We start from the raw sequence: 21,220 nt of genomic DNA on the forward strand, positions 1-21,220 counted from the left end.
CAAGCTGCTGTGCATTGCTTACGGAGTGCTTAAATCAGGTAATCCCTTCGACCCTAAATTGGCTGTTGCGAAGTGAGATTCAAGACGGTATCTACGTCATGAAGCCCACCAAATCGAATGTCCGCTTCCGCCTTGTAGCTGCCATCTGTACCGAACACCTTGAAAGGAATGGTTCTAAACCCTGCTCTCGCCCATCGTCGACAACAAGCGTGCGCCCAGCGCCACCGCCCCGCCCAGATAAACCACACCACTCCAGGCGGCCATCAGAATGCCGCCAAAGCGCTGATCGTCCAGTTGCTCGAAACCGAATGCCCCCAGGCACAGCTCTGCGGGGTAGATCAGCGTGGGCGCCATGATCAGCATCACACCGAGCATGGTCATGTGCACGAAGGTCAGAAAGAAGCCGAACATCGCAGCCGCCACCCCGCGCCTCGACTGACTGGCGAAACCCAGTAGCCAGACCGCAAGGCCAACGGCCAGAAAACTGGCCTGCTGCGCGACGAATGCCCAGGTATTGATGGCCGCCGCTGCATGCAGCAGCGGTGCATGCCAGCCCCACACCACCAGCATTTCGGCCGCGAACACCAGGAACGTCCAGGCGCCGATATGGCGCAGCTTGTCCACCCGCAGCCCGGAGCGCGCCAGCCCGATGGCTATAAGTGGCGCAGCGAGCGCCACCACGCCGAGGTGCAGCAGCATATGGGCGGAAAACGCCGTGCGGCTCATGGCCGGCAGCGGCCCGAGCCAGCAGGCGGCCAACACCAGGAAACCGAGGATCAGCGGCCAGTTGCGCTGGCGCGTCGCCAGCCCATTCGCTTTCTCATGCATGCCGGTTGCCATTCAGGGTTGTCCGATGGAGCTGGAAATTGCCTGCACCATCGCCTCGGCGGTCATTCGCTGGGAGAAAAGCTCGGCCAACTCACCCTTCGGCCCCATCAGGTAGATGGAGCCCGTGTGATCCAGCATGTAGGTGTCGCCCATCGGCACTTTCTGGAAATACACGCTGTACGCGTCGGCGACCTGGCGAATCTGTTCGACGCTACCGGTCAGGCCGAGGATGCGCTCATCGAAGAACGACGTGTAGGCCGCCAGCACATCCGGTGTGTCGCGTTCGGGATCCAGGCTGATGAACAACGGCTGAACCTGCCTGGCTTGCTCGCCCAGACCATCGAGTACCTTGGCCATATGCATCAGCGTGGCCGGGCAAATATCGGCGCAACGGGTAAAGCCGAAGAACACCAGCAGCCATTGCCCACTGAAGGTCTGCTCGTTGACGGCTCGACCGTGCTGATCCTGCAGCTCGAACGGCCCGCCAACCTGAGCGCCGTTGCTGAGCGCGGCAGTAACCGGGGTGCGCGCTGGCCATAGCTGATAGGACAGAGGCAACGCCGCGAGCAGCAGCCCAATGGCGATAGCGCTGGCGATCCAGGTGCGATTCACTGTCCTGCGCCCTCTTCCGGGTTTCAGCGATAGGACTGTCCGATCGCTTTCCTTGAGCTACTGACCACGAGCGAGCGAGGGGGTGCAGGCAAATGAATGTTACGGCGAGCTGCGAACCGTCAGAACCTGGCCGTGGATGAAAGCTGCAGCCACAATGAGAACAGGCCCAAGACCATCCAGAAGATGGTGAACAACCACGGTGAGCGCAGCGAGAATCTCAAGGACTTGTAGTAGCGCTCGTCGCTGGACTCATGCTCGCTAAACAGCGGCGACTGATCGTAGGCGTGGCCGAACTTCGGCTCGCTGCGCAGTAAGTGCTGCTGCTTGAAATGCCAATGGCTGATGATGGCCGAGGAGGCTCTGATGCCGGGCCAGGCATGCAGCGAGTTGACGATCCCGAGCAGCGCCAGCAACGTAGGTACCACCAGGGTAAACAGATCACCCCAGGTAGGATTCGAGTTCGCCATGGAGGAGGCGTAGGCGATGACCAGAAAAGACTGTGCTGCCAAATAAGCGTTGGTGCGATCCGCCAGCAGATGGGTCTCGTACTGGATTTCCCGCCGGTAGAAATCCAGCCGCTCCTTCGGTGTACCGAACATTAACGAGTCCGACATCTCGTTGTCAGCGGAAGGATTCGGGTCTGTAGAAGCAATGATTCTGGACACGTAGAGCTACCACACAGGATTGATGAAAGGGGCGACAAGTCCGAGCCTCTAGAAGTGAGCGGACTTGCTGCCAAACCTGAGCAGGCTGCCCGGCAGCGAATTGGCCGCCGTGAATGCAATCAAGAATATTGCAGCCTCATGGTCATGGGTAACGGCACGCTGAAGTTCTTAAGCCTCTGGCACGCCAATACCGTCGCCACTTCCTGCGGCAAATGTCGACTAGGGCCGCAGGATAACCTTGCGGCATTCGTCGTCCTGTTTGTCGAACATTCGGTAGCCTTCGGCAGCATCGGACAGATTCATACGGTGGCTGATGATGATTTCCGGCTGCAGCACGCCGCTCTGGATACGCTCCAGCAAATCCGGTAGCAGGCCATGAACATGGGTCTGCCCCATCTTGAAGGTCAGCCCCTTGTCGAATGCATCGCCAAACAGGAAGCCATGGATGAAGCCGGCATAGACACCGGGCACGCTCACCGTGCCGCCGCGTCGCACGGCTGCTATGCACTGGCGCAACGCTTTGCCGCTGCTGCCTTCCAGCTTGAGCTGGGTCAGCAGGGTTTCGGTAGCGCTGCCCTTGGCTTCGAAGCCCACCGCATCGATTGCCGCATCAACGCCACGGTAACCCTCGGTCTGTTCGATGATCGCCTCGGCGGGATCATCGACCTCGTCGAAGTTGATCGGAATCACCCCGTAGGTCGCCTGTGCGTAGGCCAGCCGGTAGGGTTGCTGATCGACCATGAAGATTTGCCGTGCGCCCAGCATGCGCGCGCACGCCGCCGCCATCAGACCGACCGGGCCGGCGCCATAGATCGCGACGCTGCTGCCTTCACGTACACCGCCATTGATTACCGCCTGGTAACCGGTCGGCAGGATGTCGGTCAGAAACAGCACACGCTCGTCATCGAGCTCATCGGGAATCTTGAATGGCCCGGCATTGGCCTTCGGCACGCGAACCAGCTCGGCCTGGCCGCCCGGCATGCCGCCATACAGATGGCTGTAACCGAACAATGCGGCGCCTGACGGAATCTGCTTCTTGTTGATGATCGCGCCACGACCGGTGTTGGTGGTTTCGCAGGCGGCGTGCAGGTTCATGTCGCAGAAGAAGCAGCTGCCGCAGGCGATCACGAAGGGCACGATCACCCGATCGCCCTTGCTCACCGCCGTCACGGCGCTGCCGACCTCCTCGACGATGCCCATGAACTCGTGCCCAAACACGTCGCCATGCTTCACCTGAGGAATCTTGCCGCGGTACAAGTGCAGATCCGAACCACAGATGGCCGTGGCGGTGACGCGAAGGATGATGTCATCCGGCTCCTGGATGATGGGGTCGTCTACGTTGTCGACGCGAACGTCGTGGCTGCCGTGATAGGTCAATGCGCGCATGCTGATCTCCGGAACGTGGGGTTGCTGGTGCCTGTTCTAGATACCGAGAAATCCCCTCGCGTTAAGTTCAGGCATGAGGATGAGTGGCCAACATCCGCCCCGCGCCCCCAGTACCGAGCGATGCTGCTTCGCAGCTATTGGCGCCGCTTGAGCAGAGCGATAAAGAACAACCCGCCGAGCGCCGCCGTGGCGATGCCTATGGGCAGATCTTCCGGCGCGATCAGCGTGCGCGCGGCGACATCCACCCAGACCAGAAACAATGCGCCCAGCAAGCCGCTGACGGGGATCAGGCGGCGATGCTCGGCGCCGACCAGCGCACGGGCCATGTGCGGCACCATCAGGCCGACGAAACCGATGGCGCCGGACAGCGACACCAGCACGCCGGTCAACAGCGATGTGCAGACGAATACCTGCAAGCGCAGCCGCTTGCCGCTGAAACCCAGGCTCACGGCGGTCTGCTCGCCACTCATCAACGCATTCAGGCCGCGCGACAAGATCAGCAGTGCCACGAAACCAAGCGTCACGCAGATAGCCGGCAGCCAGATCACTTCCCAGCGCGCGGCCCCCAAACCGCCCAGCATCCAGAACACCACCGATGCCGCAGCGTGGTGGTCGCCGGTGTAGAGCAGCAGGTTGACCAGCGCCATCAGCACGAAAGACACCGCAACGCCGGCCAGCAGCAGCCGGTCGCTGTCCAGGCGACCACTGCGACGGGCAACCGCCAGCACCAGCAGCATGCTGCCTGCCGCACCGACGAAGGCAGCCAGCGGCAGGCTGAACACACCGAGGAATTCCCCCAGGTAAAGCACCACCAGCACCGCACCGAGCGCCGCGCCCGAGCTGACGCCAAGCAGATGGGGGTCGGCCAGCGGGTTGCGTGTCACCGCCTGCAGCGCGGTACCGACCAGAGCCAGGCCAGCGCCGACCAGCGCGCCGAGCAGCACCCGCGGAGCACGGATCAGCCAGACGATATGCTCCTGGCTGCGGCTCCATTCAGCCCCCAGCTCCAGGCCCAATTGCCTGCCGATGATCCCCCAGACATTGCCCAGCAGCACCGACGCCGGGCCGAACCCCAGAGCGATCACGCAGGAGATCGACAAGGCGACCAACAGGCCGATGATCAGCAATCTATAGGCCGCTGCGCTGCGTACCGGCATCAGTGCTGCCCACTCTGGAACGACTGCGGATGCAGGCCGGCGGCGATCTTCTCGATGGCCTTGGCGTTGTCCACCGACGGCGTGACTTCCAGGTAGGACAGCACGACGAAACGCTGCTCGCGGATCGCCGTCATCGCCTGCAAGGCCGGATTGCTCAGCAGGAAGTCACGCTTCTGCTGCCAGGAGCGTGGGCCGTAGTCGACGATCACGATCACCTCGGGGTTGCGTTCCACCACGCTTTCCCAGTTCACTTGCGTCCAGCTGGCCGTGACATCGTCCATCACGTTGTGTCCGCCCGCCGTTTCGATCAGTGCCTGAGGCATGCCCATGCGCCCGGACGTGGTCGGCCGATCTTCACCGCTGTCGTAGAGGAAAACCCGCGGCGTACTGCCGGCCTGCTTCACGGCGGCATGAACCGCCTCGATGCGCTCGCGCAACTCGCCGACCAGCGTCTCGGCCCGGTTCTCCACGGAGAAGATGCGCCCGAGGTTGAGCAGGTCACGGTACAGGTCATCCAGGCTGGCGCCCTGCTGCTCCATCACCCAGGAGCAGGATTCGCTGAGTTCGTAGACGGGTATGCCGAAAGGCTGCAAAGTCGCAGGAGTGACCGCGCCACCGACGCGCATGCCGTAATTCCAGCCGGCGAAGTACAGATCCGCGTCGACGTTCAGCAAGGTCTCCATGGAGGGATAACGGCTGGCCAGTTCGGGCACATCGCCGAGCGCATCCTTGAAGGCTGGATCCAGGGTTTTCCAGCCGCTGATGCCGGTGTAGCCGGCCATACGGTCGCGCAGGCCGAGGGTGATCAGCATGCTCGTCATGTTGATGTCGTGGCTGACCACGCGTTGGGGTGCCTGATCGAAGGTCACGTCGCGGTCACAGCTGCGTACCGTGAGTGGATAGTCGCTGGCGGCAGCCGGTAGCGCGAGCAGAGCCAGCAACAGGCCAGAGAGGTGTCTGAAGGTCGTCATTGAGTAATCCAGGTGATACGTGGATAGGCATGCAGCGGATGTCTGTCGACCAATGCCTGCACGCCGAATACGCGCTGCAACAGCTCGGCGCTCATCACCTCGACGGGTGTGCCACTGGCGACCAGGCGACCGTCGGCCATTACGTAGAGGCGGTCGCAGAAGGCCGCCGCCAGGTTCAGGTCGTGAAAGCTGGCCAGTGTGCTCAGGCCCAGACTGCGCAGGTGCTGCAACAATTCCAGCTGGTAACGCGGATCGAGGTGGTTGGTCGGCTCGTCAAGGATCAGCAGGCCAGGTTGCTGCACCAGGGCGCGGGCCAGCAACACGCGCTGCTTTTCACCGCCGGACAGAGTGGCGAAAGTCTGTCTCGCCAGCGCGCTCAAGCCGACCTGCTGCAGCGCCCGAACCACGAGTGCGGCGTCCTCGGCGCTGTCGCCGTCGAACAGCCCTTGGTGCGGTGTGCGCCCCATGGCGACTATATCTCCGACGCTGAGGCCGAACTCCTGAGGAAACTCCTGCAGCATCACGGCGATACGTTGCGCACTCCAGCGCGGTGTCCGCCGCCAGAGATCCTCTCCATCGAGGTGCAGGCTCCCGCTCGCCGGCTCGCTCGATCGGTAGGCGCAGCGCAACAGACTGGTTTTGCCGCTGCCGTTGGGGCCGATAAGGCCGATGAACTCGCCCTCGCCGATGTGCAGATCGATGTCCTGCAACAGCCAGCGTGGCCCGCTGCGCCGGATATCGACGGCCCAGGACAGCTTCTCGATGCTTAGCGTCGACATGCCAAACTCCTGCTCATGAGCGCACCGGTGAGTTGACCGGTGCGCCGGCGTTTAGAAGCTGTAGTCAGCCGTGACGAAGAACGAGCGCGGCTCGCCCAGGTACCATTGCCGCCCATTGTTGCTGGTGGTAGTGGCGTACTGGCGGTCGAACAGATTGTTCAACTGCAGGCCGAGAGTCAGATCCGGCTGCAGGTGCCAGTCGAAATTGGCATCGACCACGGTGTAGCTCGGCACGCTGACGGTGTTGGCGTTATCCGCATAGCGGCTGTCCACATAACGCGCACCAGCACCGGCACTGAAGCGCTCGGCGAAATCCTTGCTCAGCCACAGGTTGGCGGAACGACGCGGCACGTTGGTTGGGCGATTGCCCTGGAAATCGTTGCTACCGCTGACGAATTCATCGTATTCGGCGCGCACCAGCGCGGCGTTGGCAGACAATTGCACGGCATAGGGCAGGCGCAGCTCGAGGCTCGCCTCGATACCATCCGAGGATTGCTGGCCGACCTGCTGCTGGACGGTCGGGTTGCCTGGGTCAGTGCTGAGCAGCTTCTTCTTGACGATGTGATAGGCCGCCAGCGTCCATTCGCCACGGTTATCGAAGAACTGCTGCTTGATCCCCACTTCGGTCTGCTTCGCCGTGCTCAAGTCCCACTGTTGCTGGCCTGCGTTGAGGGTCAGCAGGTTGCTGACACCTTCGGTGCTGGTCGCGTACTGGCCGTACACAGACAGATCCTCCGTCACCGCGAACACCAGGCCGGCGCGCCAGTTATTGCCGGTCAGGCTGCGGTCGCTGCGGGTGCCCGCGAGCAGGTCATCGCGGTTCAGATGCACCTGATCACGGCGCACACCGGTAATCAGAGAGAGCTGTTCGGTAAGTTGTGTACGATTTTCCGCGAACAGCGAGAATTGACGAGCCTGATTGGCCTCACGGGAGCGGTACGGACCGGTGCTGACATATTCACCACCACCCGGCCGCCCAAGCGGGACGATGTCTCTGTAGGTATTACCGAAATCATGCTTGCGCACGAAACGAATGGAGTTGTAGTCGGCCCCGAGCACGGTCTGGCTATCGAGTCCGAACAGCGAGTGCTTCAAGGTGAACGTCTGGCGATCACCAATCTGCTCCTGTGTCTGCTTGATGCTGATGAAGTCGCTACGCTCGACCAGATCACCAGGCTGCCAGGTATAGGTTTCCGCATTGCGCCAGCGGCGCTGGGTCTTGAGGAAATACAGCTGGTTGCTGGCACTCAGGCTGTCGCTGATAGTCCAGTCGGTAACCAGCCGAGTCGACTGATCGTTGTACTGCACCGTGGCGTTATCGACGTTGTAATTACGCTCGCGCAGGCTCTCGCGGTAGTGGCCGTCCACCAGCGGTGTACCGAAATACTGCTGCGGTTCCAGGTCGCCGTAATCGTGGCTGAGGGTGAAGCTCAGGTCGTCCGTCGCCTCCCAGCGCAGCGCGGCGCTGATGGCCAGGCTCCGCGAATCGCCACGATCGACCCAGCCATTGCTGGCCTGCTGGTTGAGGTTGAAGCGGTAGCTCAGGCTGTCGCTCAAAGAGCCGCCGCTGTCGAATGCCGCCTGCTGACGATCATCGGAGCCGTAGCCCAGGCGCACGCGATTGCGGATCTCGCCTTCGAAAGGTTTCTTCGGCACCACGTTGACCACCGCGCCAGTCGCACCCTCGCCGTACAGCACCGAGGCCGGGCCGCGCAGGATGTCGATGCGCTCGACCGACCAGGTATCGACCGGAAAGGTCACGGTGCCGGCACCGACGTAAAGACGCGTGCCGTCATACAGCTGCATGGTCGAACTGTGCCCAGTGAAACCCCGCGCGGACAGCGCGGTACCGCCATTGCCTGGCGTGCCGATGAAGGTGATGCCGGGCGAACGGGTGACCGCCTCCTGGACGGTGGCGTTGTTGCGTTTCTGAATCTGCTCGGCACCGATACTTGTCACGCTCGCCGGCGTTTCCAGTGGTGTCAGGTTCAGGCGCGAACCGGTCGTGGCAGGCGTATGCAAGTCGGGCGACGCCGACTCGTCCGCAGTGCCGGTAATCGCCGTTGAAGGCAAGGCCAGGGCCTCGTCCGGCTCGGCGGCCTGAATAGGCAGGGCGAGAAACACGCAGGGCACCAGGCCCACACGCAGGGATTTGCCCGACAGGGCATCGAACAGGGAATATCGGGACATGTCGTTCCACTCGAAACAGGAATGAATGAATCCCGGAGGGAACAACGCATAGGGAATCGCAGGCGCAGAAAGCCCACGGAAACCGGCCTGCGCCCGCCCACCGCGGGTTTGCCAAACTGAAGTTTCGGGCCGGTCTCCGGGCTCGCGAGGGTCATGAAGCAATCACCTTCCCATGCCGTGGCACAGTGGTCTTTCGAATGCTTCGCTCGCATACCGTTGCGGGGGCAGCGCCGGACTGATCAATTGCATGACGAACCGGCTTCCCGTTTCACCCCATGCACGACGACATGGGACACCTGAAACTGGCGCGCATCTGACCATCGAAGCGTCGAGCCGTCAATCGTTGCCATGCGGCTCGCTCGATCCATGCGCCACGGGATCGCCTGCTGAGATAACATCGCCGGGCCCGGATTGGCAGGAAACATGCGATGAGCAAACACGATGATCGACCGACCACCCAGCGCCCCTCTGCCATCCCAGGCAAAGCGCCGACGCTGGCGGACGTGGCCAAGGTCGCCGGGGTTTCGCCGATCACCGTGTCGCGCACCCTCAATCAGCCGGAGATCGTCCGCCCGGAGCTGCGCGAAAAGGTCTTTCGTGCCGTGCACAAGACCGGCTACGTGCCGGCCATGCTCACGGGCGTGGCCGAACAGCGCAGTCGGCTGATTTCCCTGCTGGTGCCGACCATCGCCAATTCGATCTTCTCGGACACGGTGCAGGCGCTGATCGACACCCTGACCGAAGCCGGCCACGAAACCCTGATCGGCCTGACCAACTACTCCGCCGAGCGCGAGGAACAATTGCTCGATGCCATTCTGCGGCGGCGGCCCGATGGCATCGTGCTGACCGGCACCCTGCACACCAAGGCCAGCCGCACGCGCCTGTCACGCTCGGGCATTCCCATCGTCGAGTCCTGGGATCTCGCGCCCAGGCCGCTGGACATGCTGGTGGGGTTTTCCCACGAGGCGGTCGGTGTGGCCATCGCGCGTTACCTGACGGGCAAGGGCTATCGCCGCTTCGCCGTGGTGACCCTGGATGACCCGCGCGGCCACCGGCGCTGCGACAGCCTGATCAGCGAACTCGCCAGCCGTGGTATTGCCGGCGTCCCCCGCGTGGTACTGCCGCCACCGGCGACGGTAAACCTCGGGCGCAAGGGCCTGCAGCGTCTGCTCGCATCCGGTGAACGTCCCGATGTGGTGGTGTGCAGTTCCGACACCCTGGCCCACGGCATTCTGGAAGAAGCCACCGAACGGGGCATTCGCGTGCCGCAAGACCTGGCGGTGATGGGCTTTGGCGACCTGAGCAGCGCCGCGCACTTGCACCCGGCGCTCTCCACCGTGTGCATCAACGGCGCGGACATTGGTATCCAGGCCGCCCGTGCGCTGGTGCAGCGCCTCGATCATCCGCATGAAGAGCCGGTGAAAGTACGCATCGACACCGGCTTCAGGATCATCGAGCGGCATAGTGCCTAGCGTGTTCTGTGCTTAACGATGCAGCCCCAGGCACGCCTCAACGCCAGGGTGCAAACCAACCCAAACCGTCTTCAGTGAGGCCTCGTGGGTTGTATTCGCAACCGATCCATCCGTCATAGCCGAGGTCGTCAAGCATGGCGAATAACTGGGGATAGTTCACCTCACCGGTGTCCGGCTCATAGCGATCCGGCACGCCGGCAATCTGTATATGCCCGACCCCGGTCTGAAAGCGCTTGAAGCAGGCGGTGAGATCGCCCTCCATGATTTGCGCATGGAAGAAGTCCATCTGCACCTTCAGGTTTGGCTCCCCCAACTCGGCGAGAATGGCATGGCCTTCGGACTGAAGGTTGATGAAATAGCCAGGTATCGAACGGGTATTGATCGGTTCAATGAGGAGTGTCAGTTGATGCTCGGCCAGGCGTCGGGCGGCATAGCGAAGGTTCTCCAGATACACCTCGCGCATCCGCGGACGCAGACCCTCCACACTCACTAGCCCGGCCATCGCGTGCAACCGCGGACAGCTCAACGCGTGCGCGTATTCGATGCCCCGATCAACACCTTCACGGAACTCCGCCTCGCGCCCTGGCAAGGCAGCAATGCCCCGCTCCCCAGCCGCGAAGTCGCCCGGCGGCAGATTGAACAGCACCTGACGCAGGTCATGCTCGGCCAGACGTTCGGCCAGCTCGGCCGGTGTGAAGTCGTAGGGAAACAGGTATTCCACCGCCTTGAACCCGGCGGCCGCGGCACGGCCGAATCGCTCCAGGAAGGGCACGTCGTTGAACATCATGCTGAGATTGGCAGCAAATCTAGGCATTGCACTCACCATTGGGCGCCGAAGGTCTGGCGCAGTTCGTCAATTTGTTCATCGTCGAGCGCGCGTACCGGCTGCTGGCGAAGCAGCAGGTAAAGCTTGGCGGTTTCTTCGAGCTCTTCGATGGCGTAGGTGGCCGCCTCCAGGCTCTTGCCCGAGACGACGGGCCCGTGGTTGGCGAGCAACACCGAGCTGTGCTGCCCCACCAGGCCGCGAATCGCCTCACCCAGCCGAGGATCACCGGGACGGTGATAGGGAATGAGTGGCAAGCGGCCGACGCGCATGACGAAATAAGGGGTCAGCGGCGGCAGGCAAGAGGTTGCGTCAAGACAGTCCAGACAGGAGACCGCCGCCGAATGCGTACAGTGCAGATGCACGATGGCGCCGGAATCATCGCGCCCCTCGTACACCGCGCGGTGCAGAAAGGCTTCCTTTGATGCCGGCTTGCCGGCAAGGTGATTGCCCTGCCAGTCCAGCTTGGCGATATCGGCGGGATCCAGCCGGCCCAGGCAGGCGTTGGTCGGGGTCAACAGCCAACCATCGTCAAGGCGAACGCTGATGTTGCCCGATGAACCAGGGCTCAGCCCGCGCAGGTACAACGAGCGGCCGATCTCGACGATCTCTTCGCGCAATGCGCTTTCCTTGCTCATGCCAGCCTCTCCCACGCCTTGATCATGAAATCGACACTGCCGAAGTTGCCGGACTTGAGCGCCAACGCCAGCGGCTTGCCGGGTTGCCCGAGGGTCTGGGTCCATGGCACCCCAGGGTCGATGCTCGGCCCGATGCGCAGGCCTTCGATGCGCAGTGCGCCGACCACCGCACCGGACGTTTCACCGCCGGCCACCAACAACTGACCGATGCCCAACTGCTCGACCAGCCCTCGCGCAACCGCCGCAAGAGCTGCCTCGATACGCTCGCCCACTTGCTGAGTACCGAACTGCTGCTGAACACGACGCACCGCCTCGGGCGGGCTGCTGGCGTAAATCAGAACCGGCCCCTGGTGCTCCGCGGCCCAGGCCAGCACCTCGGCAACCAAGGCGTCGCCACGCGCCATCAGCTCGCCGGCCTCCAGGCGAAACGCCGGGTACAGCGCTGCTGCCTGCTCGATCTGGGCGAGTGTTGCCCTCGAGCAGCTGCCACTGAGGATCGCCTGGCGCCCCCAGCCCGGTTCCAGCCGGCTCGCTTCGCCACTAGCCTGGAGCAGCCCCCTGGCCTGCCAATCCTGCGCCATGCCCAACGCCAGGCCGGAGCCCGCCGTGACCAGAGGCAGGTCGGCACAAGCGGCGCCCAACACACTCAGGTCATGGTTATCGGTGGCATCGCTGATGGCGATGCCTATGCCTTCGGCGCGCAATGCGGCGATCCGCTGGCGGGTCGCGTCAACGCCGGCACGAAGGGTACGGTAGTCGATCAAGCCAACCTGGTGAGCAGTCTGCGGCTGCAGCACACGTATCAGGTTGGCGTCCTGCATGGGCGTGAGCGGATGGTCTTGCATGCCGCTTTCGTTGAGCAGCACGTCATTGGCGAACAAGTAACCGTTGAATACGCTACGCCGGTTTTCCGGGAAGGCCGGACAGGCGATGGTGAAATCGCTGCCCAGTGCCTGCAGCAGCGCGTCGCTGACGGGGCCGATGTTGCCTTCGGCGGTAGAGTCGAACGTCGAGCAATATTTGAAGTAGAACTGTCGGCAACCTTGCTCGCGCAACCAGTCAAGCGCCTGTAGCGATTGGCTGACGGCCTCATCCGGCGCCAGGTTGCGCGACTTGAGCGCCACTACCAGGGCGTCGGCATTGCCCAACTCCAGCGGCCGAGCCGGTATGCCGATGGTCTGCACGGTACGGGCACCGCCACGCACAAGCATGCTGGCGAGGTCGGTCGCCCCCGTGAAGTCATCGGCGATGCATCCGATCAAGGGCATGGTCAAATCTCCTCGTTGGCGGCAGCGGGCAGCTGGATGCCGGGAAATATCTTCGCCACGGCAATATCGTCTTCTCGCCCCAATCCGGCGGCCGAGGCCTGCTTGAACATCTGGTGCGCGCTGGCCGTCAGTGGCAGTGGGAATACCGCCTCTTGAGCACTGTCGAGAACCAGGCCGAGATCCTTGACGAAGATGTCCACCGCCGAGCGAGGCTGGTAATCGCCGGCCAGTAGATGCGGCACGCGATTTTCGAACATCCAGGAGTTGCCCGCGCTGTGGCTGATCACCTCATACAGCGCCTGCGGGTCGCAGCCCTGGCGTATGCCGTACGCCATGGCCTCGGCCGCAGCGGCGATATGCACCCCCGCCAGAAGCTGATTGACCAGTTTGATCTGCGAGCCCTGCCCTGCTTCGTCGCCCAGTCGGTAGACCTTGGCCGCGACAGCCGACAGCGCCGCCTCGCACCGTTCGAAGGCGGCGACGGGCCCGGAGGCCATGATGGTCAGCTCGCCAGCAGCGGCCCGTACCGATCCGCCTGAGATGGGCGCATCGAGCATCGCGACCTGCTGTTCGGCCAAGCGTCTGGAGATGCGTCGTGCCGCTGCCGCGGAAATCGTCGCACAGGCGATTACCACCGTGCCCGGACGTAGTCGCGAAGCGACCCCATGCTCGCCGAACAGCAACTCTTCGGTTTGCGTTGCATTGACCACCACGATGAACAGCAGGTCACTGGTCGAGGCGCTGTCGCCCAATGTGGCAACCGGCATACCACCTTGTGCCAGGAAGGCCTGGCGTACCTCTTCGCGAATGTCGTAACCCCATACCGGCAGGCCGGCGCGCAACAGGGAGTGCGCCATACCAAGCCCCATGGAGCCTAGCCCGACCACGCCAATGCTGGATATCGCTGTCATCTGGTGAGTCCTCTTGTAGTTGTTATTGAGAAGGCGTCTGCGCCTCCCGCAGACGAATTTCGGCATTGCGCAGATGCATGGAGGCCGCATGCCGCGCCGCCTCGCTATCGCCCGTAGCAATCGCCTCCAACAGCGCATGGTGCTCATGGTCGACCTGACGCATGTACTGCGCATTGCTCGCCTCATTGCGACGGGTCACGCTGATTGCCTGCTGGAGCAGTTGGTGAAGAAAATCGACAGTCTCGAGAAAATGCTGGTTGCCCGTGGCGGCGACCACGGATCGGTGGAAGGCGAGGTCTTCTCTAACCCCGTCCTCGCCACGCTCGACCGCTTCGTCGAGCTCGGCCAGCGCGTTACGCATGGCCCGTAACTGAGCACTGCTGCGACGCGATGCGGCCAGCTCGGCGGCTTTGATTTCCAGCGCGCTACGCAGCTCGAGGATTTCCACCACCGCCGCGAAATTACCTTGCGGTTGCGGCAGACGTAGCGCAACCGACGGGTTGGCCACGACGAACGTCCCGCTACCCTGGCGAGAGATGAGCATGCCCTCGCGCTTGAGCATCGAAATGGCCTCACGCACGACGGTGCGGCTGACGCCGTACTGGTCGCACAAGGCCTGTTCGGTAGGTAGCCGCGTACCGGCACCCAGCTGACCTTCGTGAACCGCCGTACTCAGACGTTTGGCCAGCCGCTCGGCGAGTTTTGGGGTGGCTTCGTTCAACATTTCCACAGGTATCTCCTGGCAATCGTCGCGCCTGTTTGCCCCCAGTGGCGGCAAATAAGAACAACGCGAGCGGTTGCACCAACGTTAAATTCATCATACAACATGACAACTACCTGTCACCTGATTCATCAATAACAAGAATACGGGGCACGCGTATCACCCCGAATATTCTCCTGAACGGAGTGTGTCGCATGAAGATATTGGTAACTGGTGGCGCCGGATTTCTCGGTGCCCGTTTAATCGAGGCGCTGCTCGCCCCCGGTGCACGCGATCTCCTGCGAGCCGATGACAGTATCGTCTCGGCCGACCTGGCGCCCTGTCCAGTGAAGGATCCGCGCGTCACCTCGCACATCGGCGATATTTGCGACCCCGCCTTCATCGCCTCGCTGGTCGGCCCTGATACTGGCGTGGTCTATCATCTGGCCGCCGTCGTCAGCGGTCAGGCCGAAGCGGACTTCGATCTGGGGCTGCGCATCAACTTCGATGCAACCCGGGCGTTGCTCGAAGCCTGCCGTCAGCAGGGGCAGGCGCCACGCTTCGTGTTCGCCAGTTCACTCGCGGTATTCGGCGGGCCGATCCCCGAGCAGGTTCCCGAATCGCTTGCGCCACTGCCACAGTCATCCTATGGGGCACAGAAGGCAATGGCAGAGCTGCTGATCGCTGACTACTCGCGCAAGGGATTCGTCGATGGCCGCGTGTGCCGGCTCCCAACGATTTCCGTGCGCCCCGGCAAGCCCAACGCCGCCGCCTCATCGTTCGCCAGCGGCATCCTGCGCGAGCCGCTGGCCGGCATGGCAAGCAACTGCCCGGTTCCGCTCGATACCCGCCTGTGGCTGTCTTCGCCGCAGACCGTGATCGGCAACCTGCTTCACGCTGCACGGCTCGATGGAGAGGTGCTCGGCCTGCGCCGCACGCTCAACCTGCCAGGTATCAGCGTGCGGGTCAGCGAGATGCTCGACAGCCTCGCCCGGGTCGGCGGCAACGCGGCACGTGAGCGGGTCAGCTTCGAAGCGGACGAGCGCGTACAGCGCATCGTATGCAGTTGGCCTGGCGACTTCGACATCGAGCGGCCGCTGCAACTGGGCTTCGCCGTCGACGCGGACTTCGACAGCGTAGTGAAGGCTCATCAGCACGACATGAATCGCTAACCCAAACGGCGCCTCTCCAGCGCCGTCGTTCCATCTAATAACAACAAGAGGGATTAACAATGGAAGCAACATCAGTGGCCGGCGCACAACTGATGGTCGGCCTGGTTCTGGCCATCATCGTACTGATCGTGCTCGTCTTGAAGACCCGTATCCACGCACTGTTGGCGCTGGTCATCGCCGCATCCATCTCCGGACTGGTCGGCGGCATGGCTCCCGATGCATTGGTCAAATCCATCACTACCGGTTTTGGTACCACGCTGTCCACTATCGGCCTGGTCATCGGTTTCGGCGTGATGATGGGCCGCCTGCTGGAGGCCTCCGGTGCCGCCGAGCGTATGGCCTACAGCTTCGTCCGCTGGCTGGGCAACAAGCGCGAAGAATGGGCCATGATGGTCACTGGCTACATTGTCTCGGTGCCGATCTTCTGCGACTCGGCGTTCGTCATCCTCAATCCGTTGGTGCGAGCGCTGTCGCGCAACACCGGCAAGTCGATGCTGACCCTGGGTATCGCGTTGGCGGGCGGCTTGATGCTGACGCACCACGCGGTGCCGCCGACTCCAGGTCCATTGGGAATCGCCGGGATCTTCAATATCGATGTCGGGTTGATGATGTTCTGGGGCGTCGTGTTCACCCTCCCCGCGACGTTCGTGCTGGTCGCCTACGCCCGTTTCATGGGGCCGCGTATCGAAGCGATGATCGCCCAGAGCGGACAGGCCCCGATCGAGCCGGCCGTTGCCTACCGCGAAGTACTCGAGCGCGCCGAAGCCCGTGAAGCCGAGCTGCCGCCACTGTGGCTGTCGATGATGCCGATCCTGTTGCCGATCCTGCTGATCTTCGCCAATACGCTGGTCGGCGTGATTGCCAAACTCGACGATGGCAGCACTCTTCCCCAGAGCCTGTTCGGCCAGACCATAGCGTTCCTGGGCAATCCGGTCATTGCAGTCGGTCTTGGAGTGATCGTCGCGCTGTATGGCCTGGTGCCGCGTCGCCCACGCGAAGAAGTCATCGCGGAGATGGAAAAAGGCGTGGAAAGTGCCGGGATCATCCTGCTGGTGACCGGGGCCGGCGGTGCGCTTGGCGCGGTACTACGCGACAGCGGCGCAGGGCAGTACATGGGCGAGTGGGTGGCAACGCTGCCGCTGCCCGCCGTACTGATTCCCTTCGTGATTGCTTCGCTGGTGCGACTCATCCAGGGCAGCGGCACTGTCGCGATGATCACCGCAGCCTCCATTTCAGCACCGATACTGGCCACCATTCCTGACGTCAACATGGTGTTCGCGGCACAGGCCGCCGCCATCGGCTCTATGGTCTTCGGCTACTTCAACGACAGCTATTTCTGGGTGGTCAACCGGATGCTCGGGGTAAAGAACGCCAAGCATCAACTGCTGACCTGGTCGGTTCCGACTACGCTCGGCTGGCTTAGCTCCCTGCTCACCCTGTTGCTGTTCAACGCCATTCTCGGCTGAATGCAGTCGGCACCTGCGTACCGCTAACGGCTCACTGCCCGAATGCATGCGGTATGCAGTCCAGCCGGCCCTTTTCACTGGCATGCCGTGTTCGTCCCTGAGCTTGTGGGCACGGATGCCTGAGTGGAGAAACGTTTTTCACGCGCTTGAATGATTAGGTAATCAGCTTAACGTCCCGAATCACGGCAGGTCACTTCGAGCACCTGCCGATTCGAACAAGAACGTCAAGCGAGGTAATCAGTGTGAGCGAACAATCCCTTTCCCAAGGCTGTGCAGACCAGGATCAGATCGCCTGGATTCGCATCGCTTCGGTCTTCCTGCCCCTGGCCAACCCGATCAGCGATGCCAAGGTACTGACCGGCCGGCAGAAGCCGATGACCGAAATCGCCATGTTGTTCGTGGAGATCGAAAGCAAGGACGGCCATCGCGGCCTGGGTTTCAGTTATTCGAAACGCGCGGGTGGCCCTGGCCAGTTCGCCCATGCCAGGGAAATCGCCCCGGCCCTGATCGGCGAGAACCCCAGCGATATCCAGAAACTCTGGACGAAGCTCTGCTGGGCCGGCGCATCGGTCGGCCGCAGCGGTCTGTCGACCCAGGCCATCGGAGCCTTCGATGTGGCCCTGTGGGACATGAAAGCCAAGCGTGCGGGCCTGTCCCTCGCACGTCTGCTGGGTGCCCAGCGTGATTCGGTGCGCTGCTACAACACCTCCGGCGGTTTTCTGCACACGCCGCTCGATCAGTTGATGAAGAACACCGACCTGTCTCGCGAAAAAGGTATCGGCGGCATCAAGCTCAAAGTGGGTCAGCCTGATTCTGCCATCGACCTGCAGCGGGTCAGCACCGTGCGCCGCCATCTGGGTGACGACTTCCCGCTGATGGTCGACGCCAATCAGCAATGGGATCGCCCCACTGCCCAGCGCATGTGCCGCAAGTTCGAAGAATTCAACCTGGTGTGGATCGAGGAGCCGCTGGACTGCTACGACGCCGAAGGTCACGCGGCGCTGGCGGCGGCGTTCGACACGCCCATCGCCACCGGGGAAATGCTCACCAGCGTGGCCGAGCACGCCGAGTTCATCAAACAGCGCGGCGCCGACTACCTGATGCCCGATGCACCACGGGTCGGCGGCATCACCCCGTACCTGAAGGTTGCGGCCATGGCCGAACAGGCGGGCCTGATGATCGCCCCGCATTTCGCCATGGAACTGCACGTGCACCTGGCCGCCACCTACCCGACCGAGCCCTGGGTCGAGCATTTCGAGTGGCTGGAGCCACTGTTCAACGAACGCCTGGAAACCCGCGACGGCCGCATGCTGGTGCCGACCCGTCCAGGTCTGGGCCTGTCGCTCAGCGAACGAGTAGCCGGCTGGACGGCGCAGGAAATCGAGATCGGCCAGCGCGGCTGAAAACATCAGGATAAAACGCGCTTCACGACGCTACCGGCCCTTGAGCCGGTATCGTCGTGAAGCGCGCTGCTTTCCTGCTGTCGGCTGCTTTATCCCTGTCAGGCAACGCTCTACACTGCGCGCCCTCTGCGCGAACAACCACCCTGGATATGGCGCAGAACGTCGTCGAAAGCGGCGCGGCCATTAAAGCTTCTGCAGCGCCGGTCGAATTAATAGAACACTCAGGATATTCTTTTGCCAGGAGCTGCGGCATGCAGTCGTTAAAGTCGTTGTACGATTCTATCGAGATGCACTTTTTCGATACCCTGACCAAGAAACTATCCAGCCTGTTTCTGCTGGTCGTGGTCAGCGGCTTATTGTTCTGGGTCGCAATCGACCTGCGTGCCGACATCCTCCAGCAATTGCATGCAGCCCAGATAGACGCTGCACTGCAGAGCCAGATCGAAGCCAAGCTCGACACCCTGGGCACCGCCCTGCTGCTCAGTGCGCTGTTCACTTTGGCAATGGTCAGCTTCATGGTCTGGTACTTCCGCCACCTCATCGTGCGTCCGGTCGACAACATGACCCGCGCCCTGGAAGAAATCGCCAACGGCGAAGGCGACCTGTCCCGCGATCTGCCGCTGCTGACCCACGATGAAATTCGCACCCTGGCCAGCACCTGCAACCGCTTTCTGGCCAAGCAGCGCGAGATCATCAGCAATGTGCAGGCGCTTACCGTGCAGATCGCCGTGGAGTCGGCCCGCTCGCTGAAGAACATCAGCGACTCCAGCGAAAGCGCCACCCACCAGGCACGCTTTGCCAATGAAGTGATGAGCGAGAGCAACAGCGCCGTCGGGCGCATCGAAGAGGTGTCGCAGCAGACCCAGGCGATCTCCGGCACCACCGCGCAGAACCTGAGCATGGCCCGCGATTCCTATGCCGAGCTGCTGGAGGTGACGGGTAACATCGGTGCCATTTCCCACAGCCTCAGCGAATTCGGCACCCTGGTTTCCGCGCTGAACCAGCGCTCATCGAACATCAAGTCCATCGTCGGTTTGATCCAGCAGATCTCCTCACAGACCAACCTGCTGGCTCTCAACGCGGCCATCGAAGCGGCCCGCGCCGGCGAGAGCGGTCGCGGGTTCGCAGTGGTCGCCGACGAAGTGCGCACCCTGGCGCAGAACGTCAGCCGCGCGACCGACGACATCTCGCAGAATATCGACGCCATGCTCAAGGAAGTGGGCTCGACCCACGAGCAGACCGCACTGATCAGCACCAGTGCGCGGGAAACCCAAGTGGTGGTCGAACGCGCCACTGGCCATTTCGAAAGCATGATCGTCGACTTCGAATCCACCAATGGCAAGCTCGCGGAAATCGCCGAGCACATCCAGCAGGTCGCCGATGCCAACACCGGCATCAACGAGCGGGTCACACAGATTCATGCCGACAGCCAGGCCATCGATCAGCGCATGCAACGCTCCGCGACGGCCACCCGCGATCTGTCAGGCGTGGCCGAACGCGTGCAGACACTGCTGGGCCGTTTCGTGCTCGGCCAGGGTGAACTGGATGCCGCGATCACCCGCGCCAGCCAGTGCCGCGACATTCTGCAGAGCCGCCTGGCCGCGCTGCAGCGTGAAGGTGTGAACCTGTTCGATCAGAACTACCGACTGATCGCCAACACCGACCCCAAGCAGTACATGACCGGCTACACCGAGCGCTTCGCGCAGATCTGTCAGGAAGAAATCGACAAGCTGACCAAGGGCACGCCAGGCGGCATCGTCACCTTCATCGTCGACAACAAGGGTTATTGCCCGGTGAACAACAGCTGGGTATCGAAAGCGCCTACCGGCAACCGCGCCGTCGACCTGCCGGTATGCCGTAACAAGCGCATGTTTTCCGACCCGGTCGGGCTGCGCGCAGCGACCAACACCCAACGCTTCCTGCTGCAGACTTACCTGCGCGACACCGGCGAGATCATGACGGAGATCGACGTACCGTTCATTTTCGACGGCCGCCATTGGGGCAACATGCGCATGGGCTTCGATGCCTCACGGCTGTTGGCCAAATCCTGAAGCCTTCAGCGGCTGTTTGATCTCTGCCCACACACTGACTTAGAAAGCCCCGATTGAACGGGGCTGAGCGAACCAGGCCATCAGGCAGTAGGGCGTAGGGGATTGTCCAGATTGCGGCGCGCCCACATCATCTTCGCGGCAGTGGGATTCACCGGCGCCCCGGTAAAGGTCGGCAGCTTCCTGGAGACCCAGTGAGCACCGGTGCCCTTCCAGTTCACTTCACCACTGACCAGTTTGCGTTCACGAAGAATTTCGTGCTGCAGCGCCTGCATACCCGCCTCGCTGGTGACCGCTTGCTTGTCTACCGCCTTGACGAAAATGTCCATTCCGTCCTTGCTGATCGTCAACAGGTACATGCCATCCGGGCGTGGCTTGATGGAAATCTGATGGTCAGGAAGAGCGGTAACCAACTGATTGAGGGCAGCGGTGGTCATCGGAGAAGTCCTTATTGGAAGGGTGAAATTTATTTATTCTTTGCCAGCAGACTTGTGCATCACACATGCCAACTTTCATAAATAAATAAACGCCCACATTTCGGGGCTCTCCCGCCTGCCGCTGAAAATTATCCCGTGCAGAATGCATGACAGTACAGTTAACAAGCAGGCATCGTGCATGCGTTGCCAACACCCTGTGATATCAGAATGAAGGCATAGTTTGATCAACCTGACCGCTTATCCCGCTGCCCTTTTATTCAGCTGAACTTAATGTGATGGACTATTTCGTAAAGC

General features: G+C 62.2%; 19 protein-coding genes and 1 riboswitch. Of the genes, 5 read left to right on the forward strand and 14 right to left on the reverse strand.

The genetic code is table 11. The annotated features are described in order from the left end of the window. Nucleotides 1–174: 174 nt before the first annotated feature. The 8 genes from DNK10_RS25560 to DNK10_RS25595 form a co-directional block, all read right to left on the reverse strand. Nucleotides 175–828, reverse strand: a complete 654-nt coding sequence (locus tag DNK10_RS25560) for a cytochrome c oxidase assembly protein (protein ID WP_131193455.1) — start codon at nucleotides 826–828, stop codon at nucleotides 175–177. Between the two features lie 12 nt (nucleotides 829–840). After that, a complete protein-coding gene (locus DNK10_RS25565) occupies nucleotides 841–1,440 on the reverse strand; it encodes an SCO family protein (RefSeq protein WP_131181325.1) in 600 nt (199 codons plus the stop codon). A gap of 119 nt (nucleotides 1,441–1,559) precedes the next feature. Then, nucleotides 1,560–2,105, reverse strand: a complete 546-nt coding sequence (locus DNK10_RS25570; protein WP_425273879.1) for a RipA family octameric membrane protein — start codon at nucleotides 2,103–2,105, stop codon at nucleotides 1,560–1,562. Between the two features lie 219 nt (nucleotides 2,106–2,324). Further along, a complete protein-coding gene (locus DNK10_RS25575) occupies nucleotides 2,325–3,491 on the reverse strand; it encodes a zinc-dependent alcohol dehydrogenase (RefSeq protein WP_131193456.1) in 1,167 nt (388 codons plus the stop codon). A gap of 134 nt (nucleotides 3,492–3,625) precedes the next feature. After that, a complete protein-coding gene (locus tag DNK10_RS25580) occupies nucleotides 3,626–4,648 on the reverse strand; it encodes a FecCD family ABC transporter permease (RefSeq protein WP_131193457.1) in 1,023 nt (340 codons plus the stop codon). After that, on the reverse strand, nucleotides 4,648–5,619 hold the full coding sequence (locus DNK10_RS25585) for an ABC transporter substrate-binding protein (RefSeq protein WP_131193458.1): 972 nt from the start codon (nucleotides 5,617–5,619) through the stop codon (nucleotides 4,648–4,650). Before DNK10_RS25585 ends, DNK10_RS25580 begins: the two co-directional genes overlap by 1 nt. Beyond that, nucleotides 5,616–6,398 carry an ABC transporter ATP-binding protein gene (locus tag DNK10_RS25590; RefSeq protein ID WP_131193459.1) on the reverse strand — a complete coding sequence of 261 codons (783 nt, stop codon included), beginning with the start codon at nucleotides 6,396–6,398 and terminating at the stop codon, nucleotides 5,616–5,618. The genes DNK10_RS25585 and DNK10_RS25590 overlap by 4 nt, the downstream gene beginning before the upstream one ends. 51 nt (nucleotides 6,399–6,449) lie before the next feature. Next, entirely contained in the window at nucleotides 6,450–8,588 is a 2,139-nt protein-coding gene (locus tag DNK10_RS25595) for a TonB-dependent receptor (RefSeq protein ID WP_131193460.1), read from the reverse strand. 110 nt (nucleotides 8,589–8,698) lie between these two features. Continuing rightward, nucleotides 8,699–8,903: riboswitch (cobalamin riboswitch) on the reverse strand. A 113-nt stretch (nucleotides 8,904–9,016) separates the two neighbouring features. Between DNK10_RS25595 and DNK10_RS25600 the strand changes: the two genes are divergently transcribed. Then, nucleotides 9,017–10,060 (forward strand): LacI family DNA-binding transcriptional regulator, encoded by a 1,044-nt coding sequence (locus DNK10_RS25600; RefSeq protein ID WP_131193461.1) that lies wholly within the window; start codon nucleotides 9,017–9,019, stop codon nucleotides 10,058–10,060. 37 nt (nucleotides 10,061–10,097) lie between these two features. Here the strand turns inward: DNK10_RS25600 and otnI are convergent, their stop codons facing one another. From otnI to DNK10_RS25625, 5 genes are read right to left on the reverse strand one after another with little or no spacing between them, the layout of a single operon-like run. Next, nucleotides 10,098–10,874: a 2-oxo-tetronate isomerase gene (gene otnI, locus DNK10_RS25605; protein WP_131193462.1), complete on the reverse strand. Its 777-nt coding sequence runs from the start codon at nucleotides 10,872–10,874 to the stop codon at nucleotides 10,098–10,100. 5 nt (nucleotides 10,875–10,879) lie between these two features. Further along, a complete protein-coding gene (otnC, locus tag DNK10_RS25610; RefSeq protein ID WP_131181333.1) occupies nucleotides 10,880–11,521 on the reverse strand; it encodes a 3-oxo-tetronate 4-phosphate decarboxylase in 642 nt (213 codons plus the stop codon). Beyond that, nucleotides 11,518–12,789: a 3-oxo-tetronate kinase gene (gene otnK / locus DNK10_RS25615; protein WP_131193463.1), complete on the reverse strand. Its 1,272-nt coding sequence runs from the start codon at nucleotides 12,787–12,789 to the stop codon at nucleotides 11,518–11,520. Before otnK ends, otnC begins: the two co-directional genes overlap by 4 nt. A gap of 2 nt (nucleotides 12,790–12,791) precedes the next feature. Beyond that, entirely contained in the window at nucleotides 12,792–13,700 is a 909-nt protein-coding gene (ltnD, locus tag DNK10_RS25620; protein ID WP_131193464.1) for an L-threonate dehydrogenase, read from the reverse strand. Between the two features lie 22 nt (nucleotides 13,701–13,722). Then, nucleotides 13,723–14,424, reverse strand: coding sequence for a FadR/GntR family transcriptional regulator (locus DNK10_RS25625; RefSeq protein ID WP_131181359.1), 702 nt, complete (start codon nucleotides 14,422–14,424; stop codon nucleotides 13,723–13,725). Between the two features lie 191 nt (nucleotides 14,425–14,615). Between DNK10_RS25625 and denD the strand changes: the two genes are divergently transcribed. From denD to DNK10_RS25645, 4 genes are all read left to right on the forward strand, one after another. Continuing rightward, complete coding sequence (denD, locus tag DNK10_RS25630; RefSeq protein WP_131193465.1) at nucleotides 14,616–15,572, forward strand: D-erythronate dehydrogenase; 957 nt, start codon at nucleotides 14,616–14,618, stop codon at nucleotides 15,570–15,572. Between the two features lie 59 nt (nucleotides 15,573–15,631). Then, on the forward strand, nucleotides 15,632–17,038 hold the full coding sequence (locus DNK10_RS25635) for a GntP family permease (protein ID WP_131181337.1): 1,407 nt from the start codon (nucleotides 15,632–15,634) through the stop codon (nucleotides 17,036–17,038). Nucleotides 17,039–17,280: 242 nt separating this feature from the next. Continuing rightward, nucleotides 17,281–18,441, forward strand: coding sequence for an L-talarate/galactarate dehydratase (locus DNK10_RS25640; protein ID WP_131193466.1), 1,161 nt, complete (start codon nucleotides 17,281–17,283; stop codon nucleotides 18,439–18,441). 251 nt (nucleotides 18,442–18,692) lie between these two features. Continuing rightward, nucleotides 18,693–20,492 carry a methyl-accepting chemotaxis protein gene (locus DNK10_RS25645; RefSeq protein WP_131193467.1) on the forward strand — a complete coding sequence of 600 codons (1,800 nt, stop codon included), beginning with the start codon at nucleotides 18,693–18,695 and terminating at the stop codon, nucleotides 20,490–20,492. Between the two features lie 80 nt (nucleotides 20,493–20,572). Here the strand turns inward: DNK10_RS25645 and DNK10_RS25650 are convergent, their stop codons facing one another. Next, nucleotides 20,573–20,926: a hypothetical protein gene (locus DNK10_RS25650; protein ID WP_131181340.1), complete on the reverse strand. Its 354-nt coding sequence runs from the start codon at nucleotides 20,924–20,926 to the stop codon at nucleotides 20,573–20,575. Nucleotides 20,927–21,220: the final 294 nt, after the last annotated feature.

The organism is Phytopseudomonas daroniae (assembly GCF_004327275.1).
In the GTDB taxonomy this organism is placed as follows: Bacteria; Pseudomonadota; Gammaproteobacteria; order Pseudomonadales; family Pseudomonadaceae; genus Aquipseudomonas; species Aquipseudomonas daroniae.